Annotated in this window: 18 protein-coding genes; 13 read left to right on the top strand and 5 right to left on the bottom strand. The window is 52.4% G+C overall.

The window, feature by feature from the left end; all coding sequences use genetic code 11:
* Positions 1-5 precede the first annotated feature (5 nt).
* Positions 6-1,550: a threonine ammonia-lyase, biosynthetic gene (ilvA, locus tag GPJ68_RS24640; protein WP_016157833.1), complete on the top strand. Its 1,545-nt coding sequence runs from the start codon at positions 6-8 to the stop codon at positions 1,548-1,550.
* A 63-nt stretch (positions 1,551-1,613) separates the two neighbouring features.
* Here ilvA and fabV read toward each other — a convergent pair whose 3' ends face one another.
* Together fabV and ilvY are read right to left on the bottom strand one after the other, a co-directional pair.
* Positions 1,614-2,807 (bottom strand): enoyl-ACP reductase FabV, encoded by a 1,194-nt coding sequence (gene fabV, locus GPJ68_RS24635; protein ID WP_180837053.1) that lies wholly within the window; start codon positions 2,805-2,807, stop codon positions 1,614-1,616.
* A gap of 175 nt (positions 2,808-2,982) precedes the next feature.
* On the bottom strand, positions 2,983-3,885 hold the full coding sequence (gene ilvY, locus GPJ68_RS24630; protein ID WP_016155102.1) for an HTH-type transcriptional activator IlvY: 903 nt from the start codon (positions 3,883-3,885) through the stop codon (positions 2,983-2,985).
* 152 nt (positions 3,886-4,037) lie between these two features.
* Between ilvY and ilvC the strand changes: the two genes are divergently transcribed.
* A complete protein-coding gene (gene ilvC, locus GPJ68_RS24625; protein WP_047358762.1) occupies positions 4,038-5,513 on the top strand; it encodes a ketol-acid reductoisomerase in 1,476 nt (491 codons plus the stop codon).
* Between the two features lie 54 nt (positions 5,514-5,567).
* On the opposite strand, the gene ppiC is transcribed toward ilvC, so the two are convergent.
* On the bottom strand, positions 5,568-5,849 hold the full coding sequence (gene ppiC, locus GPJ68_RS24620) for a peptidylprolyl isomerase PpiC (protein WP_016155104.1): 282 nt from the start codon (positions 5,847-5,849) through the stop codon (positions 5,568-5,570).
* 145 nt (positions 5,850-5,994) lie between these two features.
* Between ppiC and rep the strand changes: the two genes are divergently transcribed.
* Positions 5,995-8,016: a DNA helicase Rep gene (rep, locus tag GPJ68_RS24615; protein WP_180837050.1), complete on the top strand. Its 2,022-nt coding sequence runs from the start codon at positions 5,995-5,997 to the stop codon at positions 8,014-8,016.
* 47 nt (positions 8,017-8,063) lie between these two features.
* On the opposite strand, the gene gppA is transcribed toward rep, so the two are convergent.
* A complete protein-coding gene (gppA, locus tag GPJ68_RS24610; protein ID WP_016157837.1) occupies positions 8,064-9,548 on the bottom strand; it encodes a guanosine-5'-triphosphate,3'-diphosphate diphosphatase in 1,485 nt (494 codons plus the stop codon).
* Positions 9,549-9,556: 8 nt separating this feature from the next.
* Entirely contained in the window at positions 9,557-10,825 is a 1,269-nt protein-coding gene (gene rhlB, locus GPJ68_RS24605) for an ATP-dependent RNA helicase RhlB (protein WP_003829013.1), read from the bottom strand.
* A gap of 143 nt (positions 10,826-10,968) precedes the next feature.
* Between rhlB and trxA the strand changes: the two genes are divergently transcribed.
* The 10 genes from trxA to rffC all read left to right on the top strand — a co-directional run bounded on the left by trxA (position 10,969) and on the right by rffC (position 20,374).
* Positions 10,969-11,298: a thioredoxin TrxA gene (gene trxA / locus GPJ68_RS24600; RefSeq protein WP_001280776.1), complete on the top strand. Its 330-nt coding sequence runs from the start codon at positions 10,969-10,971 to the stop codon at positions 11,296-11,298.
* Positions 11,299-11,428: 130 nt separating this feature from the next.
* The gene (locus GPJ68_RS24595; protein WP_104651953.1) at positions 11,429-11,548 is read left to right on the top strand and encodes a rho operon leader peptide; all 120 of its coding nucleotides are present in this window, start codon (positions 11,429-11,431) and stop codon (positions 11,546-11,548) included.
* Positions 11,549-11,635: 87 nt separating this feature from the next.
* On the top strand, positions 11,636-12,895 hold the full coding sequence (gene rho / locus GPJ68_RS24590; RefSeq protein WP_002437993.1) for a transcription termination factor Rho: 1,260 nt from the start codon (positions 11,636-11,638) through the stop codon (positions 12,893-12,895).
* Between the two features lie 239 nt (positions 12,896-13,134).
* Positions 13,135-14,238 carry a UDP-N-acetylglucosamine--undecaprenyl-phosphate N-acetylglucosaminephosphotransferase gene (gene wecA, locus GPJ68_RS24585; protein WP_016155107.1) on the top strand — a complete coding sequence of 368 codons (1,104 nt, stop codon included), beginning with the start codon at positions 13,135-13,137 and terminating at the stop codon, positions 14,236-14,238.
* 12 nt (positions 14,239-14,250) lie between these two features.
* Positions 14,251-15,297 (top strand): ECA polysaccharide chain length modulation protein, encoded by a 1,047-nt coding sequence (gene wzzE, locus GPJ68_RS24580; RefSeq protein WP_104651950.1) that lies wholly within the window; start codon positions 14,251-14,253, stop codon positions 15,295-15,297.
* Between the two features lie 55 nt (positions 15,298-15,352).
* A complete protein-coding gene (wecB, locus tag GPJ68_RS24575; RefSeq protein ID WP_029139774.1) occupies positions 15,353-16,483 on the top strand; it encodes a non-hydrolyzing UDP-N-acetylglucosamine 2-epimerase in 1,131 nt (376 codons plus the stop codon).
* Positions 16,480-17,742 (top strand): UDP-N-acetyl-D-mannosamine dehydrogenase, encoded by a 1,263-nt coding sequence (gene wecC, locus GPJ68_RS24570; protein WP_019078446.1) that lies wholly within the window; start codon positions 16,480-16,482, stop codon positions 17,740-17,742. The genes wecB and wecC overlap by 4 nt, the downstream gene beginning before the upstream one ends.
* Entirely contained in the window at positions 17,742-18,809 is a 1,068-nt protein-coding gene (gene rffG, locus GPJ68_RS24565; protein ID WP_019078445.1) for a dTDP-glucose 4,6-dehydratase, read from the top strand. Before wecC ends, rffG begins: the two co-directional genes overlap by 1 nt.
* 28 nt (positions 18,810-18,837) lie before the next feature.
* Entirely contained in the window at positions 18,838-19,719 is an 882-nt protein-coding gene (rfbA, locus tag GPJ68_RS24560) for a glucose-1-phosphate thymidylyltransferase RfbA (RefSeq protein WP_016155112.1), read from the top strand.
* Positions 19,697-20,374 (top strand): dTDP-4-amino-4,6-dideoxy-D-galactose acyltransferase, encoded by a 678-nt coding sequence (rffC, locus tag GPJ68_RS24555; RefSeq protein ID WP_019078444.1) that lies wholly within the window; start codon positions 19,697-19,699, stop codon positions 20,372-20,374. The genes rfbA and rffC overlap by 23 nt, the downstream gene beginning before the upstream one ends.
* The last annotated feature ends 3 nt before the right edge of the window (positions 20,375-20,377 follow it).

Below are 20,377 nucleotides of genomic sequence, written 5' to 3'. Positions count from 1 at the left end.
TGACCATGGCGGATTCTCAACCCCTCTCCGGCGCTCCAGAAGGCGCCGAGTATCTCAGAGCAGTGCTGCGTGCGCCGGTATACGAAGCGGCGCAGGTCACACCGCTACAAAAAATGGAAAAACTCTCTTCGCGCCTCGATAACGTGATTCTGGTGAAGCGCGAAGACCGTCAACCCGTTCACAGCTTCAAGCTGCGCGGTGCCTATGCCATGATGGCCGGTCTGACCGAAGAGCAAAAAGCGCATGGGGTAATCACCGCATCGGCAGGTAATCATGCTCAGGGCGTAGCTTTCTCTTCTGCGCGATTAGGTGTGAAGGCGCTGATTGTCATGCCTACGGCTACCGCTGATATCAAAGTCGATGCCGTTCGCGGTTTCGGTGGTGAAGTACTGTTACACGGCGCGAATTTTGATGAAGCCAAAGCCAAAGCGATTGAGCTGTCGCAGCAGCAGGGTTTTACCTGGGTTCCTCCGTTCGACCATCCGATGGTGATTGCCGGGCAGGGCACGCTGGCACTGGAGTTATTGCAGCAGGATGCCCACCTTGATCGTGTATTCGTGCCGGTGGGCGGTGGCGGATTAGCGGCAGGCGTGGCGGTGCTGATCAAACAACTGATGCCGCAGATCAAAGTGATTGCCGTTGAAGCTGAAGACTCAGCCTGCCTGAAAGCGGCGCTGGATGCCGGTCAACCGGTCGATCTTCCACGTGTTGGCCTCTTTGCTGAAGGCGTGGCGGTGAAACGTATCGGCGACGAAACCTTCCGTTTGTGCCAGGAGTATCTCGACGACATCATCACTGTCGATAGCGACGCTATCTGCGCGGCAATGAAAGATCTGTTCGAGGATGTGCGCGCGGTGGCGGAACCTTCCGGTGCGCTGGCGCTGGCGGGGATGAAAAAGTACATTGCCCAGCACAACATTCGCGGCGAACGTCTGGCGCATATCCTTTCCGGCGCTAACGTTAACTTCCATGGCCTACGTTATGTTTCCGAACGTTGCGAGCTGGGCGAACAGCGCGAAGCGTTGCTGGCAGTAACTATTCCGGAAGAAAAGGGCAGCTTCCTGAAGTTTTGCCAGCTGTTGGGAGGACGCTCGGTTACCGAGTTTAACTACCGATTTGCTGATGCGAAAGACGCCTGTATTTTTGTTGGCGTCCGTCTGAGCCGTGGGCTGGAAGAGCGTAAGGAAATCCTCCAGTTGCTTAATGAGGGCGGCTACAGCGTAGTGGATTTGTCCGACGACGAAATGGCGAAGCTGCACGTGCGCTACATGGTCGGTGGGCGCCCGTCGAAACCCTTGCAGGAGCGGCTGTACAGCTTCGAATTCCCGGAATCTCCGGGGGCGTTGCTCAAATTCCTGCATACCCTGGGGACGCACTGGAATATTTCATTGTTCCACTATCGTAGCCACGGAACCGATTATGGTCGCGTACTGGCGGCGTTTGAGTTGGGTGAGCACGAGCCTGATTTCGAAACGCGACTGAACGAACTGGGTTATGACTGTCACGATGAAACGCATAACCCGGCGTTCAGGTTCTTCCTGGCGGGTTAGCGGCAGCCATTAAAAAAGGGTTCATGTAAAGACATGAACCCTTTTTGCAACGGTATCAGCAGATTACAGCGTGATGACTTCGAATTCGACTTCGGTGTTTACATCCGCATCGTAATCCACTTCGTCGAGACCAAAACCGAACAGATTCAGGAATTCCTGCTTATATCCTGCATAGTCCGTTTTTTGCGCCAGGTTTTCGGTGGTGATCAGCGGCCACAGATCGCGGCATGCCTGCTGAATGTCTTCACGCAGTTCCCAGTCATCCATACGGATACGCTGGTTGTCATCAAGCACCACTTTATCGCCGTACAGGCTGGTGGTCATCAGACGGTTGATCTGCTCGATGCAGCCTTCATGAATGCCTTGTTCTTTCATCAGCTTGAAGACCATGGAGATGTACAGCGGCATCACCGGAATAGCAGAAGAGGCCTGCGTGATAACGGATTTCAGTACAGCAACGTTAGCGGAACCGTTCAGCGGAGCCAGTTGATTACGCAGCGCGCCTGCCGCGCGGTCGAGATCTTCTTTTGCTTTGCCCAGCGCGCCGTGCCAGTAGATTGGCCAGGTCAGGTCGGTACCGATGTAGGAGTAGGCAACGGTTTTCACGCCGTCAGCCAGCACGCCTGCTTCGCTCAGCGCGCCCATCCACAGTTCCCAGTCTTCGCCGCCCATGACGGTGACGGTGTTCTGAACTTCTTCTTCGGTTGCCGGCTCAATGCTGGCGGTTATGATCTGATCTTTGTTGGTATCGATCGCTTTAGAGGTATAAACCTCACCGATTGGCTTCAGCGCAGAACGGACGATTTCACCGGTTTTCGGCATTTTACGTACCGGAGATGCCAGTGAGTAAACCACCAGGTCAATCTGACCCAGGTCTTCTTTGATCAGTTTGATAACTTCGTCGCGACACTCGTCGGAGAACGCGTCGCCGTTGATGCTTTTGGAATACAGACCTTCGCGTTTTGCGGCCTCATCGAAGGCTGCAGAGTTATACCAGCCCGCGGAACCTGGCTTGGTTTCCGTGCCTGGTTTTTCGAAAAATACGCCGATAGTGGCGGCTCCGCTGCCAAACGCGGCGGAAATTCTGGAAGCAAGGCCGTAACCGGTGGAAGCACCGATGACCAGCACGCGGGAAGGGCCGTTAGCGATTTTCCCGTTTTTCTTCACATAATCGATCTGTTTTTCCACATTGACTTTGCAGCCAGTCGGATGGGTCGTTGTACAGATGAATGCACGAATTTTTGGTTTGATTATCATAATGATGGCTAATTAAGTTTGTATTTTCGCTGTCAAGTGCGCAATGACACCGTCTGTTCTGGCTTGCTAAACGTGATGGTTAACAAGCCCCCCACATCTATTATGGCACGGGACATTATACAGAAAAGGAGTGCCAATACTGAATCTACCACTGATTTTAGGCCTGATGCTGGCGCTACTCGGCGGATTTACGCTCCAGAACAATCTTCCAGAACGCGTCGATTAGCGGCTCATGCAGCCGTTTTTTCGGCGCGCAGACACCCAGCTCGAACGGCGTTTTTTCGTCGCTGCGTTCTAAAATCATCACGCGATTCCGTACCGGCTCCGGGCTGTTTTCCAGCACCACTTCCGGCAGCAGCGCCACGCCGCAACCCAGCGCCACCATCGAGACCATCGCTTCGTGCCCCCCCACGGTGGCGTAAATCGATGGGTTGCTGATTTTGTGACGGCGGAACCACAACTCGATGCGGCGGCGTACCGGCCCCTGGTCGGCCATGATAAACGGCACTGTCGACCAGTCTGGTTTATCGACCGAAACCTGATTCCGTACCGGGCAAGGCAATGCTGGTGCGATCAACACTACCGTTAAATTCTCCAGCATCGAGAATGCTACTGCGCCGGGCAGCGTCTCCGGCTTACCCGCTATTGCCAGATCGGCCTCTCCGGTGACCACTTTGTCCATTGCGTCAGCGGCATCGCCGGTGGTGAGCTTAATTTCAACCGAGGGGTGCTCGGCGCGAAAGCGGTCGAGAATTGGCGGCAGGTGGCTGTAGGCGGCGGTAACCGAGCAGAAGATATGCAGCTCACCCGACAGCGACGGTCCCTGTTGATCGAGGGTGTGGCGCAATTGTTGATACTGCAACAGCGTCTGCTGGGCAAACACTCGCAGCTCTTCGCCTGCTTCGGTCAGCGTGACCGTACGGTTATCGCGCACAAACAGCGCCTGGCCGAGATCTTCTTCCAGCCGTTGGATCTGGCGTGAGAGTGTGGAGGGGCTGACGTGCATCGCCCGCGCACTGCGGCCAAAGTGGCGGCTTTCCGCCAGATGCAGGAACATTTTCAGATCGCGTAAATCCACGGACGAGCCTCCGATTTTCTACGTTGCAGATATTGCAATGTGATGTTGTGAATATATCAATTTCCGCAATAAATTTCCTGTTGTAATGTGGGTTCATTCTCGCTGAAACGCGAACCGAACAATAAGACAGTACAACATCACGAGGTATCACCATGGCTAACTACTTTAATACACTGAACCTGCGTCAGCAGCTGGCGCAGCTGGGCAAATGTCGCTTTATGGGTCGCGACGAATTCGCCGATGGCGCAAGCTACCTTCAGGGTAAAAAAGTGGTCATCGTCGGGTGCGGTGCTCAGGGGCTTAACCAAGGCCTGAACATGCGCGACTCCGGTCTGGATATCTCCTACGCCCTGCGTAAAGAAGCGATTGCTGAGAAGCGCGCTTCGTGGCGCAAAGCGACCGAAAATGGCTTCAAAGTAGGTACTTATGAAGAACTGATCCCGCAGGCAGATCTGGTGGTTAACCTGACGCCGGACAAACAGCACTCCGACGTTGTACGTTCCGTACAGCCGCTGATGAAAGATGGCGCGGCGCTGGGCTACTCCCACGGTTTCAACATCGTCGAAGTGGGCGAGCAGATCCGTAAAGATATCACTGTGGTGATGGTTGCGCCGAAGTGTCCGGGTACCGAAGTGCGTGAAGAGTACAAACGTGGTTTTGGTGTTCCAACCCTGATCGCCGTTCACCCGGAAAACGATCCGAAAGGCGAAGGCATGGCGATTGCCAAAGCATGGGCTGCGGCCACTGGCGGTCACCGTGCGGGCGTGCTGGAATCGTCCTTCGTTGCGGAAGTGAAATCTGACCTGATGGGCGAGCAGACAATCCTGTGCGGTATGCTGCAGGCAGGCTCTCTGCTGTGCTTCGACAAGCTGGTGGAAGAAGGTACTGACCCGGCTTACGCCGAAAAACTGATTCAGTTCGGCTGGGAAACCATCACCGAAGCGCTGAAGCAGGGCGGTATCACCCTGATGATGGATCGTCTGTCTAACCCAGCGAAACTGCGTGCTTATGCGCTGTCCGAACAGCTGAAAGAGATCATGGCACCGCTGTTCCAGAAACACATGGATGACATTATCTCCGGCGAATTCTCTTCAGGCATGATGGCTGACTGGGCCAACGACGATAAGAAACTGCTGACCTGGCGTGAAGAGACCGGCAAAACCGCGTTCGAAACCGCGCCGCAGTTTGAAGGTAAAATTGGCGAGCAGGAGTACTTCGATAAAGGCGTGCTGATGATCGCGATGGTGAAGGCTGGCGTTGAGCTGGCGTTTGAAACCATGGTGGATTCCGGCATCATCGAAGAGTCTGCTTACTACGAATCACTGCACGAACTGCCGCTGATCGCGAACACCATCGCCCGTAAGCGTCTGTACGAAATGAACGTAGTCATTTCCGATACCGCAGAATACGGTAACTACCTGTTCTCTTACGCGTGCGTACCGCTGCTGAAAGAGTTCATGGCCACCCTGCAAACCGGAGATCTGGGCAAAGCGATTGCCGAAGGTGCGGTAGACAACGCGCAGCTGCGCGACGTGAACGATGCTATTCGCGGCCATGCTATCGAGAAAGTGGGCCAGAAACTGCGTGGCTATATGACTGATATGAAACGTATTGCTGTAGCTGGCTAAGAGGCCGCCTTTCGGCAAAAAAAAGCCCGGTGTTTTAACACACCGGGATTTCTATTAGTTACGGTACAGCACTTTAATGATGTGATAACCGAACTGAGTGTGCAGTGGGCCGGTTGGCTCCAGCACCGGGCAGGAGAACACCACTTTATCAAACGCCGGAACCATCTGGCCCTGACGGAATTCGCCTAAATCGCCGCCGCGTTTGCCCGACGGGCAGATAGAGTGTTTCTTCGCCAGTTTACCAAAATCGGCGCCATTTTTGATTTGTTCCAGAAGATCGAGAGCCAGTTTCTCTTCTTTAACAAGGATATGCACTGCTGATGCTGTTTTTGCCATGGTTTGCGCTCTGAGTTGAGTGATAAATCAGGGCGCAATAGTAGCATGTAATCCGTGGTCTTCGGCGATGGGCTATGACCGATCCCCCTGGCGTCACTTTCTGCTACAATCCACATCCCCGTGTTTACAGATTGAGCAATCCTCTATGCGTTTGAACCCCGGACAACAACAAGCCGTCGAATTCGTCACCGGACCTTGCCTGGTGCTGGCGGGAGCGGGTTCCGGTAAGACGCGTGTTATCACTAACAAAATCGCACATCTGATCCGTGAATGTGGCTATCAGGCACGACATATTGCGGCAGTAACCTTTACCAATAAGGCTGCGCGCGAGATGAAAGAGCGTGTGGCGCAAACGTTGGGTCGTAAAGAAGCGCGCGGGTTGATGATCTCTACTTTCCACACTCTGGGACTGGATGTCATTAAGTGTGAATTCGCCGCGCTAGGGATGAAGTCGAACTTCTCGTTGTTTGATGATACTGACCAGGTGGCCCTGCTTAAGGAATTGACCGAAGGGCTAATTGAAGACGATAAACTTATCCTTCAACAGTTGATTTCAACGATCTCCAACTGGAAAAACGATCTGATGACCCCAGCGCAGGCGGCAGCCAGTGCAAAGGGTGAACGCGATCGTATTTTTGCCCACTGCTATGGTCTGTATGACGCGCATATGAAGGCGTGTAACGTCCTCGATTTTGACGATCTGATCCTGCTCCCCACGCTGCTGTTGCAGCGCAATGAAGAAGTACGTGAGCGTTGGCAAAACCGAATCCGCTACCTGCTGGTGGATGAATATCAGGATACCAACACCAGCCAGTACGAGTTGGTGAAGTTGCTGGTGGGGAAACGCGCGCGCTTTACCGTCGTGGGTGATGACGATCAGTCGATCTACTCCTGGCGCGGTGCACGTCCGCAGAACCTGGTACTGTTAAGCAAAGATTTTCCGGCGCTGCAGGTGGTGAAGCTGGAGCAAAACTATCGTTCATCAGGGCGTATCCTGAAGGCGGCGAACATCCTTATTGCTAACAACCCACACGTCTTTGAAAAACGGCTCTTTTCTGAGCTGGGCTACGGCGCTGAGCTGAAGGTGTTGAGTGCGAATAATGAAGAGCACGAAGCAGAACGCGTGACCGGGGAACTGATTGCCCATCACTTTGTGAACAAGACGCAGTATAAAGACTACGCCATCCTGTATCGCGGTAATCATCAGTCGCGAGTGTTCGAAAAGTTTCTGATGCAAAACCGCATCCCGTACAAAATTTCCGGCGGGACGTCGTTCTTCTCACGTCCGGAGATTAAAGATCTGCTGGCCTATCTGCGCGTGCTCAGCAACCCGGATGATGACAGTGCATTTTTGCGCATCGTAAACACCCCTAAGCGTGAAATCGGTCCGGCCACGCTGCAAAAGCTGGGGGAATGGGCGATGACGCGTAATAAAAGCCTGTTTACCGCTAGCTTTGATATGGGACTTAGCCAGACGCTAACCGGGCGCGGATATGATTCTCTGACCCGCTTTACGCACTGGCTGGGTGAAATTCAACGTCTGGCGGAGCGAGAGCCGGTTGCCGCCGTACGCGATCTGATCCACGGCATTGATTACGAATCCTGGCTGTATGAAACCTCGCCGAGCCCAAAAGCGGCCGAAATGCGTATGAAAAACGTCAACACGCTGTTCAGCTGGATGACGGAGATGCTGGAAGGTAGTGAGCTGGAAGAGCCAATGACCCTGACTCAGGTCGTTACCCGCTTTACCCTGCGCGACATGATGGAGCGCGGAGAGAGCGAAGAAGAGTTGGATCAGGTGCAGTTGATGACGCTGCATGCTTCAAAAGGACTGGAGTTCCCGTACGTATTTATGGTGGGAATGGAAGAAGGATTTTTGCCGCACCAGAGCAGCATCGATGAAGATAACATCGACGAAGAGCGTCGTCTGGCTTACGTCGGAATTACACGTGCGCAGAAAGAACTTATCTTCACGTTGTGTAAAGAGCGCCGTCAGTACGGTGAACTGGTACGACCTGAACCGAGCCGTTTCCTGTTGGAACTACCACAAGATGACGTTATCTGGGAACAGGAGCGTAAAGTGGTGAGTGCCGAGGAGCGGATGCAAAAAGGGCAGGCCAGCATTGCTAACATTCGGGCAATGATGGCGAAAGCCAAAGAGAAATAGGTATTTTGTAGGCCGGATAAGCGTAAGCGCTATCCGGCAGCCAGCATCTAATGCACTTCCAGCGGCCAGTGGACATAGCTTTGCCACTGTATTTCCTGATCGATTAACTCTGTACCTAATGGATGATGTTCCAGCCAGCCTTCCGGTAGCGTTAACGTCAGATTCTCATCCTGAGCTTGCAGGGTGATATGTGGCACTAAATCGTCGCGACGGCGAGCGGCGAAGATGATCGCCAGGCGTAGCAAACGGCAAAGGTGCTCTGCGATGCGTGGTGGCACAGCGTTTTGCTGGTGGAGTGAAGAGAGATCGACCGGATTAGTTTGGTTGAGCAACAGCGTGGCTAACAGTTTCTTCTGCGCGGGAGTAAAGCCCGGGAGATCGAGATTACGTACCAGCCAGGCGGCATGCAGTGGCGCCTGCTTATACTCTACGCTCAGTCCTATTTCATGCAACTGACAGGCACTTTGCAGCAGTTCACGACTAATGGCTTCAAGATGCCACTCATCTTTCACCTGTTCGAGTAAATGTACAGCCAATTGCGTGACACGATTCGCCTGATCGGTGTCGACCATAAATCGACGCTGAATATTACGCAGCGTACGGCTGCGAATGTCCTGATCAACCGGTAAGTGCAGCATGCCGTAGACCAGACCTTCGCGTAGTGCGCCGCCGGCCAGTGTCATGCATTGAATATTCAGTTCGGTGAAAATGGCGATCAGAATGGCCAGTCCGCTGGGAAAAACCAGTGCGCGCTCGAGCGTTAACCCTTCTATTTCCAGTTCTTCCAGACGACCACAATGAATGGCGCGCTGTTTAAGCTGCTGAAGCTTGGCCAACGTAATGCGCTCATCCATGCCCTGCGCCATCATGATTTCCTGTAACGCCTGGACGGTGCCAGAGGCGCCAACGCAAACTTTCCAGCCATGAAAACGCAGTTTGTCGGCGACCGGGCGCAGAACTTCACGAGCCGCTTTCTCTGCTTCGTCAAAGTTTTCCTGTGCCAGATTACGATTGGTGAAATACCTTTCGAGCCAGGTGACGCAGCCCATTGACAGGCTGAACAGAGAGGTGGTTTGCGCGCCGGAGCCGGTAACCAGTTCAGTGCTGGCTCCGCCAATATCAACGACCAGACGCTGATCGGCGCCGCCGGTGGTGTGGGCAACACCTTGATAAATCAGCCGCGCTTCTTCTTCACCGCTGATGACCTGGACAGGGCAGCCGAGGATCTCTTGCGCTTTGGCGATAAACTCATCGGCGTTTACCGCGATGCGTAATGTTGCCGTGGCGACCACGCGGATTTGCGGCTGAGGGATATCCTGCAGACGTTCAGCAAACAGGCGCAGGCATTGCCAGCCGCGCTCCATAGCTTCAGCGGAAAGAACGTTGTCGCTGTTGAGGCCAGCGGCCAGACGCACCTTGCGTTTAATACGCGTGAGCGTCTGAATGCTTCCCGCCACCTCGCGTACAACCAGCATATGAAAACTATTCGAGCCTAAATCAATTGCGGCGTACAGCGAAGTGGTTGTGAGCATATCTAACGTTAACCTGAACGACGACGATTACGCGGAGCACCACCGGTACGGCGTGGGCCATTGCCTGTGCGCGGACGCGTTAAGCGTAACGGCTTCGGCAGATCGGTCATCAGCGCATCCGGGTTGTACTTGCTGACCGGGATCGAGTGACCGATATAGGTCTCGATTGCTGGTAAATTCAGCGCGTATTCTTCACAGGCCAGGCTGATAGAGTGACCGCTTGCACCGGCGCGACCGGTACGACCGATACGGTGAACGTAATCTTCACAGTCATCCGGCAGGTCATAGTTAAATACGTGCGTTACGGCTGGGATATGCAGACCACGCGCGGCGACATCCGTCGCAACGAGAATGTCGAGATCGCCACGGGTGAACTCATCAAGGATACGCAGACGTTTTTTCTGCGCCACGTCACCGGTCAGCAGACCGACGCGATGACCGTCAGCGGCAAGGCTACCCCAGATATCTTCACAACGATGCTTAGTGTTAGCAAAGACGATGGCGCGATCTGGCCACTCTTCTTCAATCAGCGTTTGCAGTAAACGCATTTTCTCTTCGTTGGAAGGATAGAAGAGCTCTTCTTTAATACGGTGACCTGTCTTCTGTTCCGGTTCGACTTCAACGTACTCGGCGTTATTCATCTGTTCGAACGCCAGTTCGCGAACGCGGTAAGAGAGGGTTGCAGAAAACAGCATGTTCAGACGTTGGGTGGTTGGCGGCATACGACGGAACAGCCAACGGATATCTTTGATAAAGCCCAGATCGTACATACGATCGGCTTCATCCAGCACCACGACCTGAATCGCGCCCAGGTTAATGTGGTTCTGTTTTGCATAGTCGATGAGACGACCGGTCGTGCCGATAAGAATATCGACGCCGCTTTCCAGCACTTTCAGCTGTTTGTCATAACCGTCGCCGCCATAAGCCAGGCCTAATTTCAAACCGGTGGTCTGTGCCAGCGGCTCGGCGTCAGCGTGGATCTGCACGGCTAACTCACGCGTTGGCGCCATAATTAACGCACGCGGTTGGTTCACCTTGCGATCGGCAATCGCGGGATGAGAGAGAAGATAATGAAACGTTGACGTCAGGAACGCCATCGTTTTTCCGGTACCGGTTTGCGCCTGCCCTGCAACATCACGACCTGCCAGCGTTAGCGGCAGCGCGAGGGCCTGAATGGGCGTGCAGTTATGAAAGCCTTTATTTTCAAGGGCTTCTATCACCTTTGGGTGCAGGGCGAAGTCGGAAAACTTCTGTTCTGTTAAATGTGTTTTGCTCATAGTGTGGTAGAATATCAGCTTACTATTGCTTTACGAAAGCGTATCCGGTGAAATAAAGTCAACCTTTAGTTGGTTAATGCTACATCAACACGTCGTTGATTAAGAGTACACCAACGCACCAGGCTTATTCCTGTGGAGTTAATATGAGCGATAAAATTATTCACCTGACTGACGACAGTTTTGACACGGATGTACTCAAAGCGGACGGAGCTATCCTCGTTGATTTCTGGGCAGAGTGGTGCGGTCCGTGCAAAATGATCGCTCCAATTCTGGATGAAATCGCTGACGAATATCAGGGCAAATTGACGGTTGCTAAACTGAACATTGACCAAAACCCAGGCACCGCGCCGAAGTATGGTATCCGTGGCATCCCGACCCTGCTGCTGTTTAAAAACGGCGAAGTTGCGGCGACTAAAGTCGGCGCACTATCCAAAGGTCAGTTGAAAGAATTCCTCGACGCTAATTTAGCGTAAGGAAGTCTCATGATCGGGCGACCATACTTCGAAATGATTCGGATGACTGGACGCCCGACTTGAGTCGTGCTAAGTTAGTGTTGACTTCGTATTAAACATACCTTATTAAGTTTGAATCTAGTTATATCCAATACTTCCCGTTGTTTCTCGCGCGAGAAGTGGACAGATTCCTGGCTTGTCACTCAATCCGTCTTGTCGTTTCAGTTCTGCGTACTTTCCTGTGACCAGACAGCGAACAGACATTAGTTGATGGCCGTAAACAGGCATGGATGACCCTGCCATACCATTCACAACATTAAGTTCGAGATTTACCCCAAGTTTAAGAACTCACACCATTATGAATCTTACCGAATTAAAGAATACGCCGGTTTCTGAGCTGATCACTCTCGGCGAAAATATGGGCCTTGAAAACCTGGCTCGTATGCGCAAGCAGGACATTATTTTTGCCATCCTGAAGCAGCACGCAAAGAGTGGCGAAGATATCTTTGGTGACGGTGTGCTGGAGATATTGCAGGATGGATTTGGTTTCCTCCGCTCTGCAGACAGCTCCTACCTCGCCGGTCCTGATGACATCTACGTTTCTCCCAGCCAAATCCGCCGTTTCAACCTCCGCACTGGTGATACCATCTCTGGTAAGATTCGCCCGCCGAAAGAAGGTGAACGCTACTTTGCGCTGTTGAAAGTTAACGAAGTTAACTACGACAAACCAGAAAACGCCCGTAACAAAATCCTCTTTGAGAACTTAACACCGCTGCACGCAAACTCTCGTCTGCGTATGGAACGTGGTAACGGTTCTACTGAAGACTTAACGGCGCGTGTACTGGATCTGGCATCACCGATCGGTCGTGGCCAACGTGGTCTGATTGTTGCTCCGCCGAAAGCAGGTAAAACCATGCTGCTGCAGAACATCGCGCAGAGCATTGCTTATAACCATCCGGACTGCGTGCTGATGGTGCTGCTGATTGACGAACGTCCGGAAGAAGTTACCGAGATGCAGCGTCTGGTGAAAGGTGAAGTGGTTGCGTCTACCTTTGACGAACCAGCCTCCCGCCACGTTCAGGTTGCGGAAATGGTTATCGAGAAGGCGAAACGTCTGGTTGAACACAAGAAAGACGTTATCATTCTGCTCGATTCCATCACCCGTCTGGCGCGTGCTTACAACACCGTGGTTCCGGCTTCCGGTAAAGTTTTGACCGGTGGTGTTGATGCCAACGCCTTGCATCGTCCGAAGCGTTTCTTCGGTGCGGCGCGTAACGTGGAAGAGGGCGGTAGCCTGACCATCATCGCGACTGCGCTGATCGATACTGGCTCTAAAATGGATGAAGTTATCTACGAAGAGTTTAAAGGTACCGGCAACATGGAACTGCATCTCTCTCGTAAGATTGCTGAAAAACGCGTCTTCCCGGCTATCGACTACAACCGTTCCGGTACCCGTAAAGAAGAGCTGCTCACCACCCAGGAAGAGCTGCAGAAAATGTGGATCCTGCGCAAAATCATCCATCCGATGGGTGAAATTGATGCCATGGAATTCCTCATTAACAAGCTGGCGATGACCAAGACTAATGACGACTTCTTCGACATGATGAAGCGTTCGTAATTCAGGTCTCATCCGAAAACGCCACGTTTTTACGTGGCGTTTTGCTTTTGTGGCTGTAATCTTAACGACACAATAACGATAATACGGTATGAAGTACCAACAAGTAGAAAAAGATTCGTAATCTGTTTCTTGTGGTTGATAATTATACAAAACCATTGGGTATGAAGTCGGGTTTCCCTTCTGAATATAGGTCTTCGTGGTTATACTTCTGCTATTAATATTCTCTGAGAGCATGCATTGTGAATTTACTGACAGTAAGCACTGATCTCATCAGTATTTTCTTATTCACAACACTGTTTCTTTTCTTTGCCCGCAAGGTCGCAAAAAAGATTGGTTTAGTGGATAAACCCAACTTCCGTAAACGGCATCAGGGATTGATTCCGTTGGTTGGAGGGATTTCGGCTTACGCAGGTGTATGTTTTACGTTTGCCATTGCTGACTACTACATCCCGCATGCTTCTCTCTTTCTGGCCTGTGCTGGTGTATTAGTTTTGGTCGGCGCGTTAGACGATCGCTTTGATATCAGTGTAAAAATCCGTGCGATTATCCAGGCCGCGATCGGCATTATTATGATGTCGGTTGGCAAACTCTATCTTCTTAGCCTTGGGTATATTTTTGGCCCCTGGGAGATGGTGCTCGGTCCGTTCGGCTATTTACTCACACTGTTTGCCGTCTGGGCGGCAATAAACGCCTTCAATATGGTGGATGGGATTGATGGTCTGCTAGGTGGGTTGTCCAGCGTTTCATTTGCGGCGATGGGATTCATTTTGTGGTTTGATGGTCAGACGAGTCTGGCTATCTGGTGTTTTGCCATGATCGCCGCCATTCTGCCTTATATCCTGCTAAATCTGGGCATCCTTGGACGTCGCTATAAAGTTTTTATGGGTGACGCGGGCAGTACACTGATTGGCTTCACCATTATTTGGATCCTGCTGGAGACTACGCAGGGCAAAACTCACCCCATTAGCCCGGTAACTGCACTGTGGATTATTGCCATTCCATTGATGGATATGGTGGCAATCATGTACCGACGTTTGCGAAAAGGCATGAGCCCTTTCTCCGCGGATCGTCAACACATACATCATTTGGTGATGCGGGCAGGGTTTACTTCCCGACAAGCATTTGTTCTGATTACGCTGGCTGCGGCGGTACTGGCGTCTATCGGCGTGTTGGCTGAATATTTTCGCTTAGTCCCTGAATGGGCCATGTTGTTGCTTTTTTTACTGGCCTTTGGCCTCTACGGTTACTGTATCAAGCGTGCCTGGAAGGTAGCGAGATTTATCAAGCGAGTGAAGCGCAGATTGCGAAGAATTCGTGAAGGCAAACCAAACTTAACCAAGTAAATTGAGGATGCGATGAGACAACCATTACCGGGGGAAGACGCCGTGAGCGCTGAAAATGAACTGGATATCCGTGGGTTGTTTCGTACCTTGTGGGCAGGGAAGGTGTGGATCGTCGGTATGGCTCTCGCCTTCGCGATAGCGGCCCTCGCCTATACGTTTTTTGCGCGTCAGGAGTGGAGCGCCACGGCGATTACTGACAGGCCAACGGTCAATATGTTGGGTGGCTTTTACTCTCAACAACAGTTTTTACGCAACCTGGATATTAAGGCCAGTCTTGCGTCCACGGACCAACCGTCAGTAATGGATGAGGCCTATAAAGAATTCATTATGCAGCTTGCCTCCTGGGATACACGCCGAGAATTCTGGCAGCAGACTGATTACTATAAGCAGCGTATGGTCGGTAATAGTAAAGCCGATGCGGCGATGCTGGATGAACTGATCAATAACATTCAGTTTTTACCTGGCGATGCGCTACGTAATACCAATGACAGCGTGAAGCTGATTGCCGAGACGGCTCCTGATGCCAACAATTTGCTGCGCCAGTACGTCGCGTTTGCCAGCCAACGCGCGGCACGTCATCTGAATGATGAGTTAAAAGGCGCATGGGCCGCACGCACTGTGCAGATGAAAGCGCAGGTCAAACGTCAGGAAGAAGTGGCAAAATCCATTTTCTCTCGCCGCGTCCACAGCATTGAACAAGCGCTTAAAATTGCTGAGCAGCATAATATTTCGCGTACTTCCACAGATGTTCCAGCTGATGAATTACCGGATTCAGAATTGTTCTTACTCGGACGTCCTATGTTGCAGGCGCGACTCGAGAATCTGCAGTCAATTGGTCCGGATTTCGATCTGGACTATTTCCAGAACAGGGCAATGCTGAACACCCTGAACGTTGGACCAACTTTAGATCCGCGTTTTCAGACCTATCGTTATTTGAGAACGCCGGAAGAGCCGGTAAAACGTGACAGCCCTCGTCGCGCCTTCCTGATGATTATGTGGGGTATCGTTGGGGCTCTGATCGGTGCTGGTGTCGCGTTAACCCGTCGCCGTACGATTTAGCAATGCCGTTGCAGTGAGGGGCTGGGCTCTCACTGCCAATCCGAAGAGAATCGATGTGAAAGTACTGACTGTATTTGGTACGCGACCGGAGGCCATTAAGATGGCTCCTCTGGTTCATGCGCTGGAAAAAGATCCTGATTTTGAGGCGAAAGTTTGCGTTACGGCGCAGCATCGGGAGATGCTCGATCAGGTGTTGAATCTTTTTTCCATTGTACCTGACTACGATCTCAATATTATGCAGCCAGGTCAGGGACTAACAGAAATAACCTGCCGCATCCTGGAAGGGTTAAAGCCTATTTTGGCTGAATTCAAGCCTGATGTGGTGTTGGTTCATGGTGATACCACAACCACGATTGCTACCAGTCTGGCCGCATTCTATCAGCGCATCCCGGTGGGGCATGTAGAGGCTGGTTTACGTACAGGCGATCTCTATTCACCATGGCCGGAAGAGGCTAATCGTACGCTGACCGGGCGTCTGGCAATGTATCATTTTGCCCCAACAGAAAACTCGCGGCAAAATCTGTTACGAGAAGCTATCCCTGATGATCGTATTTTCGTCACGGGTAATACGGTTATTGACGCGTTGATCTGGGTTCGGGATCGCGTACTGGGAAATGAGACGCTGCGTGCGGATCTAGCCGAACGTTATCCTTTCCTGGATGCTGATAAAAAGATGATCCTGGTGACCGGTCATCGTCGGGAAAGCTTCGGTCGCGGTTTTGAGCAAATCTGTCATGCCCTGGCGGAAATAGCCGCGTCTAACCAAAATGTGCAGATTGTCTATCCGGTACACCTGAACCCTAACGTCAGTGAGCCGGTCAATCGCATCCTGGGTCACGTTGAAAACGTGGTGTTGATTGAACCGCAGGACTACCTGCCATTCGTATGGCTGATGAATCACGCCTGGCTGATCCTTACTGATTCCGGCGGGATTCAGGAAGAAGCGCCGTCTCTGGGGAAACCTGTGCTGGTGATGCGTGAAACAACGGAGCGCCCGGAAGCTATTACCGCAGGGACTGTACGTCTGGTAGGTACAGACCCACAGCGGATTGTTGAAGAAGTCACGCGTTTACTGCATGACGACAATGAATATCAGATCATGAGCCGCGCCCATAATCCGTATGGAGACGGGCTGGCATGTGACCGCATTTTAGATGCATTAAAAAATAATCGGATATCGCTATGAGTTTTACGACCATTTCTGTCATTGGGCTGGGTTATATCGGACTGCCAACGGCGGCTGCCTTTGCTTCCCGTCAAAAACACGTAATTGGCGTAGATATAAATCAACATGCGGTGGATACCATTAATCGCGGTGAAATTCACATCGTTGAGCCCGATCTGGGGGCGGTGGTGAAAACGGCGGTCGAAAATGGGTTTTTACGTGCGAGCGCGACACCCGTAGATGCTGATGCGTATCTGATTGCGGTGCCTACCCCATTCAAGGGAGATCATGAACCCGATATGGTCTACGTAGAAGCCGCGGCGAAATCTATTGCGCCAGTTTTGAAAAAAGGCGCATTGGTGATTCTGGAATCCACCTCACCTGTCGGGGCAACTGAACAGATGGCCGCATGGCTTGCAGAAATGCGGGCTGACCTGACTTTCCCGCAGCAGGTCGGTGAACAGGCGGACGTTAACATTGCTTATTGCCCAGAGCGCGTACTGCCGGGTCAGGTAATGGTCGAACTGATTAAAAACGATCGGGTGATTGGAGGAATGACCTCCGTCTGTTCCGCGCGCGCCAGCGAGCTGTACAACATCTTTCTCGAAGGCGAATGTGTGGTAACCAACGCCCGCACCGCAGAAATGTGTAAGCTGACGGAAAATAGCTTTCGCGATGTCAATATCGCCTTCGCCAACGAACTGTCGCTGATTTGCGCCGATCAGGGGATCAACGTCTGGGAACTGATTCGGCTGGCAAACCGCCATCCACGCGTGAATATTTTGCAGCCCGGCCCTGGCGTAGGTGGACACTGTATCGCGGTCGATCCGTGGTTTATCGTGGCGCAGAACCCACAGCAGGCGAAATTGCTCCGTACTGCACGTGAGGTAAACGATGGTAAACCGCATTGGGTGGTCGATCGGGTGAAGGCTGCCGTAGCCGACTGTCTGGCGGATACCAACAAACGGGCTAGCGAAGTAAAAATTGCCTGTTTTGGTCTGGCATTCAAACCCAATATTGACGATTTGCGTGAAAGCCCGGCGATGGGAATTGCGCAGAATATTGCGCAATGGCACAAAGGCGAAGTGCTGGTGGTGGAACCGAACATCCATCAACTGCCGAAAAAACTGGATGGTCTTTGCCAACTGGCGACGCTGGACGATGCTCTGGCACGTGCTGATGTGTTGGTCATGCTGGTTGACCATAATGAATTTAAAGCCATCAAAGGCGATGCGGTTCAACAGCAGTACATCGTTGATACCAAAGGGGTCTGGCGCTAATGAAACGAATTCTGGTTACCGGTGGAGCGGGATTTATCGGCTCGGCGGTTGTGCGACATATCATTCATGATACCGAGGATGCGGTGGTTGTGGTCGATAAGCTGACCTACGCAGGAAACCTGATGTCGCTGGAGCCGGTTGCGCAGAATTCCCGTTTTGCCTTTGAGAAAGTGGATATTTGCGATCGGGCATCGCTCGACAAGGTGTTTGAACAATATCAGCCGGACTGCGTGATGCATCTGGCTGCAGAAAGCCATGTCGATCGTTCAATTGATGGTCCGGCCGCCTTTATCGAAACCAACATTGTGGGAACCTACACGCTGTTGGAAGCAGCGCGCGCTTACTGGAGTACATTAGCCAGCGAGGAAAAATTGGCGTTTCGTTTCCACCATATCTCGACTGACGAGGTGTATGGCGATCTCCATTCCACAGATGATTTCTTCACCGAAACCACGCCGTATGCGCCGAGCAGCCCTTATTCCGCGTCTAAAGCCAGCAGCGATCATCTGGTTCGCGCCTGGCTGCGTACCTACGGTCTGCCAACGCTGATTACCAACTGTTCGAATAACTATGGTCCGTACCATTTCCCGGAAAAACTGATTCCGCTGATGATCCTCAACGCACTGGCGGGCAAACCGTTGCCGGTATATGGCAATGGTCAACAGATCCGTGACTGGTTGTATGTAGAAGATCACGCCAGGGCGCTCTATTGCGTGGCGACGACGGGCGCGGTTGGGGAAACCTATAATATTGGTGGCCATAACGAGCGTAAAAACCTGGATGTTGTCGAAACGGTTTGCAGCCTGTTGGAAGAGCTGGCTCCGCATAAACCGCAGGGCATCGCGCAGTACCGCGACTTGATCGCTTTTGTGGACGATCGCCCAGGCCATGATTTGCGTTACGCCATTGACGCTTCAAAAATTGCGCGTGAACTCGGGTGGATGCCGCAGGAAACGTTTGAAAGTGGAATGCGCAAAACCGTGCAGTGGTATCTGGATAATCAGGCATGGTGGAAACCCGTACAGGACGGCAGTTACCAGGGCGAACGTTTAGGTCTGAAGGGCTAACAGCCTGGTTTTGCGGAGGAGACAACGCATGAAAGGTATCATTCTGGCGGGTGGCTCAGGTACTCGCCTGTATCCCATTACGCGGGGCGTATCGAAGCAACTATTGCCCATTTACGATAAGCCAATGATTTACTACCCGCTATCGGTACTGATGCTGGCGGGAATTCGCGAAATCCTGATTATCACCACTCCGGAAGATAAAGGCTATTTCCAGCGTTTGCTGGGCGATGGATCTGAGTTCGGCATTGAACTGCACTATGCTGAGCAACCGAGCCCGGATGGATTAGCGCAGGCTTTTATTATCGGTGAAACGTTTCTTAACGGTGAACCATCGTGCCTGGTGTTAGGGGACAACATCTTCTTTGGTCAAGGATTCAGTCCAAAACTGCGTCATGTGGCCGCCAGAACGCAAGGCGCGACGGTGTTTGGCTATCAGGTCATGGACCCTGAACGTTTTGGTGTTGTTGAGTTTGATGACAATTTTCGCGCAGTCTCTCTGGAAGAGAAGCCGAAAGCGCCGAAATCTAATTGGGCGGTGACAGGGCTCTATTTTTATGACAGCAAAGTGGTGGAATACGCGAAACGCGTGAAACCTTCTGAGCGTGGGGAGCTGGAGATTACGTCTATCAACCAGATGTATCTTGATGACGGACATCTGACGGTTGAATTGCTTGGGCGTGGCTTTGCCTGGCTGGATACCGGTACGCATGACAGTTTGATCGAAGCGAGCACTTTTGTGCAGACGGTGGAGAAACGCCAGGGCTTTAAAATAGCCTGTCTGGAAGAAATCGCCTGGCGTAACGGTTGGCTGGATGACGAAGGCGTGAAGCGTGCCGCCAGTTCACTGGCCAAAACGGGTTATGGTCAATACCTGCTGGAGCTGCTCCGTGCTCGTCCGCGCCAGTATTGAGCCGCTTAGCTGGGAAAATACGTTCTTTGGCGTGAATAGCGCCATTGTCCGTTTTGACCAACGCGCGCCGGTTCTAACTGCGGATGCGTTGCTGCCCTGGTCGCGTGTACAAGCAAAAATACTTGCCGCAAATAGCCATGAATTAGATGCTCTGCAGCATTTGGGTTTCTCACTGGTAGAAGGTGAAGTCGATTTTGTACTGCCGGTGACGTGTGCCAGCGGCGACCCCGGTGCGCAGGTCGCGCAACCTACGGATATCCCGGTATTACGCCATCTGGCAGGAAAGGCATTTGCGCAAAGTCGTTTTCGCGCCCCGTGGTATGCCGAAGATGCCAGCGCGCGTTTCTACGCACAGTGGATTGAAAACGCGGTGCTGGGGACGTTTGATCATCAATGCCTTGTTTTTCGTAAACCGACTGGTGAGATTCGTGGCTATGTCTCGCTGCGTGAACTGAATGCGACCGAGGCGAGAATTGGCCTGCTGGCCGGGCGTGGTGCGGGTGCAGAACTGATGCAGGCCGCGCTTTGTTGGGCACAGGCCCGCGGTAAAACAACATTGCGCGTGGCGACCCAAATGGGCAACACCGCCGCGCTTAAACGTTATATACACAGTGGTGCGAATGTGGAAAGCACCGCGTATTGGTTATACAGGTGACAC

Origin of the sequence: Citrobacter sp. 172116965 (assembly GCF_013458095.1) — a bacterium.
In the GTDB taxonomy this organism is placed as follows: domain Bacteria; phylum Pseudomonadota; class Gammaproteobacteria; order Enterobacterales; family Enterobacteriaceae; genus Citrobacter; species Citrobacter braakii.
Note: the sequence above shows the minus strand (reverse complement) of the source record. Positions and strands in the feature narration are given on the sequence as shown.